Source organism: Acetanaerobacterium elongatum (assembly GCF_900103835.1).
Lineage (GTDB): Bacteria > Bacillota > Clostridia > Oscillospirales > Ruminococcaceae > Acetanaerobacterium > Acetanaerobacterium elongatum.
In genome coordinates, this window is sequence record NZ_FNID01000023.1 from 18855 (window position 1) to 30766 (window position 11912).

Below are 11912 nucleotides of genomic sequence, written 5' to 3' on the forward strand. Positions count from 1 at the left end.
CCTAGTGTATTCTGAACACAATCCAGCCGGTTTATGCCGCCGTATCCTAAAATCAGCAGTTTTTTTGGGAACTCTTGTTTAAAACAATAATACCAATGGGCTTTTTCATTTAAACAAGCCTTGCCCCATATGCTTTTCTTGGTTTTCGGCCTTAATAAACTTTCGGTAAACATATTGTTAACCGTTGTGCAGCGGTTTAGTAGAAAATTTTACAAGTATTTTTTGGCAAAAAAATTAAACCCTATCGAAGAGTAAGGCTTAAAATCTATAAAGGTATTATCAATCAAAGTAACCGGAGGCGCGCATTAGTTCATCACCGTCAAGGTTTGTCAGATCAGCCACAGAGGTGCCGGCTTTTTGAAGGTACGCCTGCACCGCGTGGTAGCCTGCCGCATAGCCGCCGCAAAACGGAATACCGAGCTCCTTGGCCTCAGGAACCATGGGGTGGTTGCCATACATATATTTGCGCGCCTCCATAAAGCCCTGCACAGCGAGGTTGTTGCCGATGATCTTCCGCGACTTCTCTAGGTCCTCCTCGCTGATGCCGGTTACCCACGGCCCGATAAACTTTTTACCGTAAAGCTCTGCGGCAAAGCTTTCGGCCAGGCCCTCTACGGCAAGGTACTTGCCCACAGTGACGTTCATAAAGTTCCACTTGGCGTTGTAGAAGTACACATTGTGGTGGAATTCGTGCGCGATGCAGGAGTTCAGGCGGGGAAGGGTATAATCGTTGGGGGCGATGATAATCTGAATGTAGCCCGGCACGGAGCCCATACCCGAATAGCCCTGCGTTTGCGCAAGCAACAGCGGGCTACCTAAGAAGATGCCTACCTGAACACTGTCAGGCATGGTAACACCGGCCTTCTCAAAGCTTTTTGCCGCGTTTTCGATAGCCTGATAGGCTTCGTTCCATGCGTCTGCTTTTTCAAGCAGCAAAAGCATCTTTGAAATCTCCACGTCGCTGCCGGTAATCGGGATACATCCCAGCATTTCTGCGGACATCGGCATGTTCAGGCGCTCAAAAGCCGGTGCAAACGGGTTGAGCAGCTCGCTGTTAAAACAGCTCTCCCGCTTTTTTTCGGGCAGCGTAAGCAGCTTTTTGTATTGGTCACAGGTATTTTGAATTTGAATTTGCATACTCTTTTCTCCTTTGTTGTTGCTTATAAAACGCTATATCCTTTCTCTTGACACTCACCTCTGAATGTGAGTATAAACTATTACGTAACGTGAGAGTCAATGCCCAAAAATAAAAACGGGCATCTCTGCCCGTTAAAGATTTTTTATTCTACTATATCATTTACAAAGGGTGCTGCGGTTGCCGTTTTGTTTATGAAGTCGATCCTATACTTGGTGTCTTTGCTAAAGGCAACTGCATTGGTAAGCTGTATCTCCAGAATACAGGTCAGCGGGTCGTCCTCATTTACATGGCGGTCGTAGAAGGCCGAGAAAACCTCCTTGAGCTCCTCCCGCAGCGCCTTATTATGCGCAAGCCTTGGGCTACCGAGGTTAATACCGATTCCCTGCGCGCACATCAAATCTTTGCAAACGGCCACATGCCGGTCGGCCTTAATCTCCTGCATCTTATGCGAGGCCTCGTAGGTAACCACATAGATGCTGCCGTTTTTGTAATAGCCGTCGACGGTGCGAACATTCACGCCGTCTTCGGTGCGGGTGGCGAGCGCGATGATCACATCGCTGCCAAGCTGCTGGGTAAGTAGGGCATCTGCGCTTTCAAAGGTGTTCATTCGTTATGTTCCTCCTGTTGTCATGAAGCACGGGGGCTTAATGCCCCCTGTGCTTCTCTTTGCGCTTTTGCTGTTTTTGAGAAAACCGCAGCGCTTTTTCTTCCTCCCGCTGATCACGCGAGCGGGTCTTTCGCTCAAGCTTATCCTGCTCCTGCATGAGCTTGAGCGCCTGCTGTGCCTTGGTGCCCACACCGGATTGCTGCAGTGTGTTTTTAATCTCGCGCTGCAGGCGTTTGGGGTTTACGGCTTTGCCGAAGGTATCGGCAGCTGCGATGGAAGGGCTAAACTGAAGCCGGGTAAAGTTCTTGAGCATAAAGGCGTAAACCTCGTAATCCTTAGGCTCCGCACCGAAGGTGATTTTGCAGGCCTCGTACCGGCCGCTTTCCTCACGCTCGTATACGCCCACCCAGAAGGGATCCTCAAAAAACACCGTCAGCCTGGTTAGTACCGTTCCCATGATGCATTCCTCCTTATCGTTTGCATGCAAAGAACGGACAACCAAGGAGGCAGGTTACTGACAGCGTCTGCTGCGTCCGGACTACCAACCGGAACTGTGTTTTTATCTTTGCAGTTCTATTGTAACGCAGATTATATAAGCGTCAAGTATTAAATTCGTCGGTTTTTTCTATTTAGTGCAAGCATACTCAAAAAGCCCAAAAGCATGAGTCCGGCTATAATCCACCAGGATGTTTGATAATTTGTTATGCTTATCACATTGCCCATAATAAGCGGGGCGACGGCAAAGCAGGTGCCCTGCATGAAGGTGCTGAGGGAATTAACCCTGCCCCGGTGTGTATCGGGGGTTTGATTGGCTATAAAGGAACTGGAGTTAACACTGATTAATATCTCTCCTAAAGTTAATATAAGTGTGGCAATAATGAATAAAGGCAAATCTTTAAAGAAACCGAACATCACGAACGATATAAAATAGCAAAACCCGCCAAAGGCCATTATAACTAAAGGATAAAATTTTTGCGTCAGCGCCGTTGCAATCGGTGTGAGCGCAATAACGGTAATGGCGTTGACAGTTACCAGAAAGCTGTAGTTGAGCGCTCCGTTGCCGCCAAAGAAATCCCCCATCTGCAGCGGCAGCATAAAGGACCATTGGGTGTAGCAGAATTGGTAGATAAACATCGTCAGTATAAAGTAAAGCAGGATACGGGTACGCCATAAAACCTGCAGTACCGAGGCTTCTCTGCCGTCGTCTTGGGCGCTTTCAGACAAGGTATTATCAGGGTTTTTGAACCTTGGCTCTTTTATATAAATCATGATAAGCGAGGTCGAAATGATAGTTGTCACAGCGTCCAATACAAAAAGCAGAGGAAGGTGCCGTGCAAACAAAAAGCCTCCCAGCATTGGGCTGATGGTGTACCCGAGATTAATACCAAAATAGATGAGTGAGAAGGAGGCCTTCCTGTTCTCGGGTGTAGTGATGTCGGCTGTCAGTGCGTCTAATGCGGGAGAGGCAACCGTGTATAAGGTGCTGGCAGCGATGAGCATAACAACCGTCGTCATGCTCATAGGGACTACTGCGCAGATTATGTATATGATTGCGCCGAAGGTCTGACTGAAAAACACCACTCGTTTTCTTCCAACCTTGTCAATGAGCTTTCCGCCCAATAATAGGCCGGGTGCCTGTGCCACGGCAAAGATGGTAGTCATAAGGCCCGCCTGCGATTTGGTAAGCCCGATTTTCTGGGTAAGGATGAGTGTCCATAAGGGCATGATGAACATTCCCATACAGGTAATCATCTTAGCGATAAACAGGATGTAGATATCCTTTGGTAAGCCGCTGTATACCTTTAAAAAATTAAGTTTTCTCATTTTATTCTATTTTCTCCATTTGTCAAAAAAGCAGAACCGGTTTCGTTTGAAACCGGTTCTGGCATAATATAATGTTTCAAATTCAAATGTAAACGTTCCTTGGTGACGGCAAAACGGTATTCAACAGCCGCAGTGAATGCGGTGCCGCTTATCGCTGCATAACCGACTATACCGCCCAATTTTACCGCTCGAGGTTCTGGCTTCTGGCCGGGCCTACGCCAACCATGCTTACGCGGCAGCCGCACAGCTCTTCCAAGCGTGCGATATAGCGCTTGCAGGCATCGGGCAGCTCGTTAAAGCTCTTGCAGGCGGAGAGGTCGCCCTCAAAGCCTTCGATATCCTCGTATACCGGCTGGCAGAGCTCAAGCTCCTCCAGCGTGGCGGGGTAATCCCTGGTAACGGTGCCGTCGGGCAGACGGTAGGCCGTGCAGATTTTCAAGGTGCCAAGGTTTGCAAGGGTATCCAGCTTGTTAATGGCAAGCTCGGTTAAGCCGTTTACGCGTACCGAGTGGCGCAGAATTACCGAGTCGAACCAACCGGTTCTGCGTGGACGTCCGGTGGTGGTACCGTATTCATGGCCGGCTACGCGGATGGTTTCGCCAATCTCGTCAAGCAGTTCGGTGGGGAAGGGGCCTTTGCCTACGCGGGTGGTGTAGCTTTTGCACACGCCGATTACCGAATCAATCATGGTGGGGCCAAGGCCGACACCCGTGCACACGCCGCCCGAAATGGGGTGAGAGGAGGTAACAAACGGGTAGGTGCCTACGTCAATATCCAAAAGCGTACCCTGAGCGCCCTCAAACAGCACCTGCTTGCCTGCGGTGATCGCTTCGAAGGTGAGCACCGAAACATCGGCGATGTATTTGCTCAGGCGTTTGCCGCACTCGATATACTTCGAAATTACAGCATCTAAATCAACCGGCTTGCCGCCGTAAATCTTGGTGATAATCTCGTTTTTGAGCTTGCCAACCTGCATGGCCTTTTCTTTAAACAGCTCGGGGTGCACCAAATCATACATACGCAGGCCGCAGCGCTCGGCCTTATCCATATAGCAGGGGCCGATACCGCGGCGGGTGGTGCCGATATCGCTCTTACCGCGATAAACCTCGCTCAAGCCGTCCAGCTCAAGGTGCCACGGCATGATTACATGTGCGCGCGGGTCGATACGCAGGTTGTCGCAGCTAATGCCGCGGCCCTCCAGCCCGTCGATCTCCTCTAAAATATTCACAGGGTCTATTACCACGCCGCAGCCGATGAGGCAGGGTGTATTTTTATATAGGATACCCGAAGGAATCAGATGCAGCTTATAAACCTCGCCGTTATTTTCAACCGTGTGACCGGCGTTGTTTCCACCCTGGGAACGAACCACAACATCAGCACGTGACGCGAGGATATCAATAATCTTGCCCTTTCCCTCATCGCCCCACTGCACACCAACTATTACTCTGGCAGGCATAGAGAAGACCTCATTTCATCATCTATTAACGATACAATATGCTAATATGTTAAAGCAATCTATCGCCCAAAACATTATAACAGATATTTACCCTATTAACAACCTGCGTTGTTACGGAATTCGCCAGTAGAACCGAGAACTTTCGGTATAAATCCACAAAAACTATACATGAAAACGCTTATTCAGCTCGTGGCGTACATAGCGGTCGGCAAAGATGACGGTACCCGCGAGCGTTAACAGGGAATAGGCGGCGCTTGCCACGGCGGGCCACGCCACCTGTATCAGCCGCAACGGGAAGAAAAGTAGCGGCACAAGGCCAAAGGCTCCGATAACCAGCTGGCAAAATAAGAATTCGTGCCGGTTTACCCGCTTGAAGATAATCAAGAAGGTGATGGCAAAGGTGGCGAGCATTAAAAAGAAGGGGATGGCGTAGTTTACCGACCACTTTGCGTATCCCGCATAATAATCGATGATATACAGCACCAGTGAGATGCTGAGCACCTGTACGGCGTATTTGGTGGCAAAGTTGCCGGTGCCGCGAAAGGAGTAGGCGATGGTTACCCACACATAGGCAATGCCCGCCAGCACAATGATTGACCATGAAAGATGCCCGCCCTGGGCAGTGAAGAAGTTTACTATCAGGCAGACGGTAGCTGCAACGATTGATAAAAACAGAAACAGACGAAACAGGAAGTTGTATTTATAAAAGCTCTCGGCAATCACGGGGTAGGAATTTCTGCAGGGGGTATTCTCCCCATCGGTAAGCGATGTACCACATAGGGGGCACAGGGTTGTGTCGTTTACCACCTGAAGTTTGCAGGAAGAACAGTATTTCACGGCAATTCCCCCTTGGTATTACTTGCCGCCCTTTTTGCGGCGTTTGAACCATTCCTTTATATCCTGTTTAAAGGCTGCGAGCTGCCAACGGTTTTCTGCCTTGGCGAGTTTTTTCTGCGCCTTTTTGCGCTTTTTTTCCTGCTTGAGCTTGAGCTTCAGCGCAGCCTTTTCCTTTTTTAACTCGGCCTTTTTTTCCTTAAGCTGAGCCTTGCTGAGCCTCTGAGCCATCTTCGGTGTCATCGCGGAGGCGGGAGCACCCTGAATGTTGTCGCTCATCTGCCGATCATCCCTTTCTCTGGGGCCTGTCAGAGATTGTGCCTTTTGGTTAAGCATGTGCCTCATTGTTTATGCTTTCTACCTTTGGGGCTTGCTACAGGCTTATTATCGTAAAAGTAGTTGGTTTCAAGCGTCAGTTCTATGCCCAGCGCGGTGAGATAGCGGAAGAACGCCCGCTGGATATGATACTGTTCAATGTTGGAGGAAAAGCTGATGGTAAACCGGTCACCGTAAGAGCATACGGCACATTTAATAGCGTTTGACTCCGTGGGTGAAAGGATGAATTCAAAATTTTCAGCGTAGGCGGCATATTCCTTTGGCAGTTCCACCCGCCCGAGGTTGGAGAGCGCGGTAGTGGCGGTAAGCTCCCCCATGCGGTAGGAGGGGCGCAGCACAAGGTTTTTTATAAAGAGCGGAAAACCACGCAGGATGGGGTTGCGTGAAAGCCGCACCTTATAAGCGTTGCGCTGAGAAAGGTTTTCTTTAATCAGCTCCTTGGCAAGCTGGCCGGATACTACCTTGAGTATTTCTTCAAAGGTGATACCGCTGCGGTTAAACTGCATACCTACACCAATACATTCAAAGAAATTCAGCGCGGTATTGGTGTCAAAAATCGCCCTCAGGTTTACGGGCAGCGATACCGCTACCGGAGACCACGAGGGCCTGCCCTTCAGCTCCTCCTGCCAGATGCTCCAGATGAGCACCGAAGAAAGGAACGCTGTAACGGTTACACCGTGTTCCCGCGCGACAGCAAGGATTTTCTGGGTACTTGCCACCCCATGCACCACCTTGATAGCGGTGAAGGGCAGCGGGGTACCGTGCAGGTGATAGGCACGGCGGGTAAAGGGCGCAAAGCCGCGTGCCTTTTTATAGATTTTATTGTAGCCATCCTCTAAAACGGCGGCATTGGGCGAAGCGGGCTTGTCCAGCCACCCCGAAAGCAGAGGAATGTTCGGGTGAACGATGGTAAGGTAGGTGCACAGCAGGTCTTTTAAGAACTCCAGCGCACCGGTTCCGTCGGTTAAGGCGTGGTAGGTTTCGAGCGAAATACGGTTGCCAAAGTACAGCACACGGAACAGAAAGCCCTCATTCTCGCGGCGGTTCATGGGCGCGCAGGGGTAAAGCTCCTCGCGAGACACCTTGGGGGAGTTGGGGTTTGTCTCAAAATAATACCAGAAAAAGCCCGCGCGCAGCCGCACATTAAAGGCGGGGAAGCGATGGATAACATCGCTGAGTGCCTGCTGCAGCGCCTCGGGACGAACCTCCTCGCGCAGTACGCAGGAGAGCCGGAACACATTGGCGGTGGTAACGGAGGAGGCCGCGGGGAAGATGCGCGCGGAGTTATCCAGCCTGCGCCAGCTGTTCATCTGTGAGGACTTTATCATTTTGGTGCCCATGCCGCTCCCCCTTCCGAATTAATAGCAACAGTAAATTAAAATGAAGAGTGTACAAAGACAAAGCGGTAAACGCATACTCGGTTTGACAGTGCGCGACCGCAATTATAGTGAAGTCAAATCAATAGCTATTTTGTCTGTAAGAGTAGCTTTGACGGTTTATCCCGCAGTCATACGCATTCCCGTGTGACAGTAGGAGCTCTATACGAACTACCGCTTAAAGTCTATTCGGCATAGTGCAGGCGCTCTTCGGTATAGCCGTTTAACACCCCGCACATATCCGCGGCATACCTCTTGGCGGCTGCAAGGTCATGGTCTAAGTAGTTGCCACATTCAATCTCGCTTGCGCCGGGGATGTCTCCCTCGTAGTCGCGGATAAACGCGAAGCTATCCTGCACAAGCTTGATGGCCTCGGTATGGCTGATATTGCGCACCAAAAAGTAAAAGCCGGTACGGCACCCCATGGGGCCCACATACACCACGTTCGGCGAGAAACGGCTGTTGCGCACATAGGTGGCGAACAGATGCTCGAAGGTGTGCAGCCCCGCGTTTTCCAGGTAGGCTCCTCCGTTCGGGCGGCACATGCGAATATCGTAGGTGACAATATCGCCGTCGATACGGGAGGTATACATCCCTTTTTGTAGTGTGAGATGGTTTACCTGAAAGCTTGCAATCTTCTGCATAATAGGCTCCGTTTCTCCGGCAACAATAGTAAAAAGCCTGTTATGCCGCCCATACCGGAAGGGCGGGAAAGGCTCATGATAATACAGTATAATTCCGGCGAATAATCAGGCAAATTCAGTATTCAGTTTGCCCCAATAATTACGATTCATTATAGCATTAATTTATGTACAGAAAAAGAGGATTGAATTAAAACTTTAACGGCCCTTTCAGGGTTTACAAGCCGCTCCAACTGCGCTATACTTTGTTTGCCGCAAATAACCTGCGGCGGTCAGTTCGCAAAATCCTGACCGATGCCCAAGGCGTGTTTTGGGTGTCAAACAAACACTACGAAAGGAAAAATTAAACATGAAGAAAACAACCACCTACAGGCTGGTGCAGGGCGCGATGATCGCGGCGCTGTACGCGGCTCTGACCCTCGCGCTTGCCCCCCTAAGCTTCGGGCAGGTGCAGATTCGCTTTGCCGAGGCACTGACGATCTTAGCGGTATTCTCGCTTACCAACGTTTACGGCCTTGCCCTTGGCTGCCTGATTGCAAACGGCGTGGGCTTTCTGCTGGGGGTAAACATCCTTGGCGGGTTTGACATGCTGTTCGGCACCCTCGCAACCCTGATTGCCGCGTTTATCAGCTACGCGCTGCGCAACGTGCGCTTTGGCAGGTTTCCGGTGTTATCGGCGCTTGCCCCTGTAATACTTAACGGTATCATTATCGGCGGGGAGCTTTCGGTTTTACTTACGAATTCTCTGGCACCCGTGCCGCTTCTCACCAACGCTGCGTTTGTGGCGGCGGGGGAGATTATACCCTGCATCGTGCTGGGGCTGATACTGGTTTACACCCTTGAGAAAACGGGGCTGGATAAAAAGCTGTTTTAGATTTTGCATAACATAATACAAAGCGGCACTCCTGAGGGATTCAGGGGTGCCGCGGTTTTGTATTTGATGACTTTTTATCCACAGGAGAATTTTATTATTGATTTAGATTGTCCATATTCGTACGGGCGGCATACTTTTGTTGTTCGACAAAAGTATGCAAAAGCGAAGTAGAGAATTCCCCTGAACCCCCATGTTTATGGATACCAAGTTTTATCTATCACGAGCTGGACTGGTTAAATTTATAAATGTAGTATAATTTACACAATAATTTTATTGAGATTTGTTGGAAATTAGCATTTAAATAAATAATGTAAATCGTTATAATTCATGTATAGATTGTAATTTTTAAAAGGAGTTAATGAAAATGATGATTTGCAAAAAAAAGCGCGCTTAAAAAAACAGGCTCTATTTTTTGTGTAGTATTTATGATTTTAGCTTTAAATACTACCGTATTCGCATTACCTCCAACCGTTAGTGTTGAAGAATATGATTATGAAGCAGAGCAGCAAGTTTTAAATGAACAGCCATATATTCCTATGGAAAGTTTAGATTTTAATGATAACGATTACGCCATAGAGAATAAGAAAGCGTATGATTTAGGTAAATCAATACAACAGCGTGATTTCTCAAGATTGGGGATTTTCTCAATCATTTCACCACAATCTTACAGGTTTTTAGCTGTAACGCATTATTACCAAGATGATAGTGAATGGGCTAGTGATATTATGCAGCCAGCTGGTTATTCAATAGCTGATGGTGGTTGCGCTCTTACCAGTTTTGCAATGATTTCGTCATATCTTGGTGATTACCATACTCCAAGAACTATGAATATTGCATTAGGCAATAAAGCGTGCCCTTTCCTTCGTGATAGCGCTGCAAGCCAATTTGGGTATACCATACTTAACAGTTTATCTGCTCCTTCGAATAGTACAGCAGTGACAACAAGCATAGGATGTATCGCCTTAGGCAGACCTGTATTTATTTGTCTGCGGAAAGGCACTACTAGCAATTATCATTGGGTCGTTGCATATGGCTATAACGATAATAGCGTAATGATTTTAGATCCTGAAGGTGATTGGGACTATTCAAATTTAAGCACTTATCTTAATAATGGGTGGAATGTGAGATATTTAAATACATTTTCAGCATGAAAAGAGTATTGATACTTGCTTCGCTATGTGTTTTAATTCTTTCCGGTTGCAACTTTAAAAATCAAAATTGCCAAACTTCTGATGTAATATCATCTATAAATACTAATTCATCAAGTAGTCAATTGGGAACTCCTATTCCTATCAACGGCTTTTCGCTTGAGGATTTAAAACTTCAAATATGTGTGCCAAGTGATATTAAGTTTCAAGATCCTAATATTGATTTTGACATGCCTGAACATTACTCAGTAATGTCAGGTGATCCAACCTTTGATTTGGGTGCATATATGAAGGCCAAATTATACGGTAATTACACTTATGTATGTGCGCTGACCGTTGAAAATACCATTGCTGCAATGGAACTGCCAGTAATATTCTTACAAGGCTTTAATCTGGAGGATATTGAAAATAAAAGGGCAGTTATAATGGTTGGGCAACGTCAACTCTCTATGGAAGAATTAAGTGCATACGAGGTATATCGTGACGAAGCGGCGGTTGTGTATAACTTCTCCAGCCTAGTAATGACGGAATCCTTTGATGATTATATTGAAATACACAAAGCAAGCACAACCTATGACTACAGCTGGACAAAGGACGTTTATCATTATTTTCAAAATCATATTCAGGAAATTATCAAAAGAAAATGATTTATAGGGGAAGCCAGAATCAAGGGCTTCCCCATTTTCTATATACAAACAATTATCGGAAGGTCTCAAGCCGATCCTCAGAAATGTAATTGAGCTCCGCTCTGTCCCACTTTCCGAAAACCTCGTCGCCCATCTGTAAAATAGAGCGCTTCTCCGGATCCAGCCCAATCAGTTTATTGATGTAGGCATCCAGCGTTACAAGGTCTTCGCTGCCTAAGATGAGCCCCAGGTTCTCTATCACGTCATACTCTGTCCAGAGCATTTTGTAGCGGTTCTTGCCCTCTTCTCTGGTAACAGGGATGTGGTAAAGGCCCTCGCAGATTCCCACCACCCGGAGCAGCGATTTGTAGACGGTGAGGATATCCACGATACTTCTTGAAAGCCCTGTGTCGAAGTCGCTGCCGTGGTAGTGTTCGCGATTGGGAATAGGTATTGTGCCAAACATATTCTTCATCGAGAGTGAGGCGAAGATTGAAACCGCCGGTACGTTATACTTGATCTTGGCGTAGCTGATGAGCGGAAGGTGCCTTAACTGAAACAATTTTTCGGGAATCATTCCATAAAGCTCCTTATGGCTGATTGGGGCGTATTTACTCTCGGTAAGTTGCTGTATCTCGTCTGCTTTTGCAACCCTGCCGGACCAATACTCCTCGGTGATGTTGATGTACTCGGCGTCGTATTTTTTCAGCAGCTCCGCCATGCCGCTTTTGTGCAAAAACTGTTCGTCCTGTTCCTTCAGCCAGTCCCAGTTTTCAAGGCCGTTCGTGCCGTTGATTGCTCGGGTGTTATCCGTTCTGCCGTACATATAGCTTTCGATGATATATTTCTTGCCGTCTATCGCGGCTAACAGTGGCTCCAGCGACTCAACATCGGTATAGAACCCATAGTCGCCGCTTGTCCAGTTCGGCTTGATGATAACGCCTTCGCTGCCCAGTTTAAAATTCTCCAGAAAGGCCTTCATATCGGCCTGATTTTTTATGGTAGTATCGATTACCTTTCTCATTGTCTTGCCCCCTCTGTTGTTTGACTCC

General features: G+C 47.9%; 14 protein-coding genes. 3 read left to right on the plus strand and 11 right to left on the minus strand.

From position 1 onward, the window contains the following. Window positions 1-279 precede the first annotated feature (279 nt). The 10 genes from BLR50_RS09340 to BLR50_RS09380 all read right to left on the minus strand — a co-directional run bounded on the left by BLR50_RS09340 (window position 280) and on the right by BLR50_RS09380 (window position 8215). Window positions 280-1137 (minus strand): DUF2268 domain-containing putative Zn-dependent protease, encoded by an 858-nt coding sequence (locus BLR50_RS09340; RefSeq protein ID WP_092641093.1) that lies wholly within the window; start codon window positions 1135-1137, stop codon window positions 280-282. 143 nt (window positions 1138-1280) lie between these two features. Beyond that, a complete protein-coding gene (locus BLR50_RS09345; RefSeq protein ID WP_092641096.1) occupies window positions 1281-1745 on the minus strand; it encodes a pyridoxamine 5'-phosphate oxidase family protein in 465 nt (154 codons plus the stop codon). Window positions 1746-1782: 37 nt separating this feature from the next. Next, window positions 1783-2202 (minus strand): YjdF family protein, encoded by a 420-nt coding sequence (locus BLR50_RS09350; RefSeq protein WP_092641099.1) that lies wholly within the window; start codon window positions 2200-2202, stop codon window positions 1783-1785. A gap of 149 nt (window positions 2203-2351) precedes the next feature. Further along, window positions 2352-3569 (minus strand): MFS transporter, encoded by a 1218-nt coding sequence (locus tag BLR50_RS09355; protein WP_092641102.1) that lies wholly within the window; start codon window positions 3567-3569, stop codon window positions 2352-2354. Beyond that, window positions 3566-3748: a hypothetical protein gene (locus BLR50_RS14305; protein ID WP_143008087.1), complete on the minus strand. Its 183-nt coding sequence runs from the start codon at window positions 3746-3748 to the stop codon at window positions 3566-3568. The genes BLR50_RS09355 and BLR50_RS14305 overlap by 4 nt, the downstream gene beginning before the upstream one ends. Window positions 3749-3750: 2 nt before the next feature. Continuing rightward, window positions 3751-5025 carry an adenylosuccinate synthase gene (locus tag BLR50_RS09360; protein WP_092641104.1) on the minus strand — a complete coding sequence of 425 codons (1275 nt, stop codon included), beginning with the start codon at window positions 5023-5025 and terminating at the stop codon, window positions 3751-3753. 162 nt (window positions 5026-5187) lie between these two features. After that, the gene (locus BLR50_RS09365) at window positions 5188-5862 is read right to left on the minus strand and encodes a DUF6320 domain-containing protein (protein ID WP_092641106.1); all 675 of its coding nucleotides are present in this window, start codon (window positions 5860-5862) and stop codon (window positions 5188-5190) included. Between the two features lie 18 nt (window positions 5863-5880). Beyond that, a complete protein-coding gene (locus BLR50_RS09370) occupies window positions 5881-6138 on the minus strand; it encodes a hypothetical protein (protein WP_092641109.1) in 258 nt (85 codons plus the stop codon). A 62-nt stretch (window positions 6139-6200) separates the two neighbouring features. Next, window positions 6201-7535 carry a hypothetical protein gene (locus BLR50_RS09375; RefSeq protein ID WP_092641112.1) on the minus strand — a complete coding sequence of 445 codons (1335 nt, stop codon included), beginning with the start codon at window positions 7533-7535 and terminating at the stop codon, window positions 6201-6203. Window positions 7536-7756: 221 nt separating this feature from the next. After that, window positions 7757-8215 carry an S-ribosylhomocysteine lyase gene (locus tag BLR50_RS09380; RefSeq protein ID WP_092641115.1) on the minus strand — a complete coding sequence of 153 codons (459 nt, stop codon included), beginning with the start codon at window positions 8213-8215 and terminating at the stop codon, window positions 7757-7759. Window positions 8216-8561: 346 nt separating this feature from the next. Between BLR50_RS09380 and BLR50_RS09385 the strand changes: the two genes are divergently transcribed. The 3 genes from BLR50_RS09385 to BLR50_RS09395 all read left to right on the plus strand — a co-directional run bounded on the left by BLR50_RS09385 (window position 8562) and on the right by BLR50_RS09395 (window position 10881). Continuing rightward, window positions 8562-9086, plus strand: coding sequence for a QueT transporter family protein (locus BLR50_RS09385; protein WP_092641118.1), 525 nt, complete (start codon window positions 8562-8564; stop codon window positions 9084-9086). Window positions 9087-9511: 425 nt separating this feature from the next. After that, window positions 9512-10237, plus strand: a complete 726-nt coding sequence (locus BLR50_RS09390; RefSeq protein ID WP_092641121.1) for a C39 family peptidase — start codon at window positions 9512-9514, stop codon at window positions 10235-10237. Next, entirely contained in the window at window positions 10234-10881 is a 648-nt protein-coding gene (locus BLR50_RS09395; RefSeq protein WP_092641124.1) for a hypothetical protein, read from the plus strand. Before BLR50_RS09390 ends, BLR50_RS09395 begins: the two co-directional genes overlap by 4 nt. A 52-nt stretch (window positions 10882-10933) precedes the next feature. Here BLR50_RS09395 and BLR50_RS09400 read toward each other — a convergent pair whose 3' ends face one another. Beyond that, on the minus strand, window positions 10934-11884 hold the full coding sequence (locus BLR50_RS09400) for a DUF362 domain-containing protein (protein WP_092641127.1): 951 nt from the start codon (window positions 11882-11884) through the stop codon (window positions 10934-10936). Between the last annotated feature and the right edge of the window lie 28 nt (window positions 11885-11912).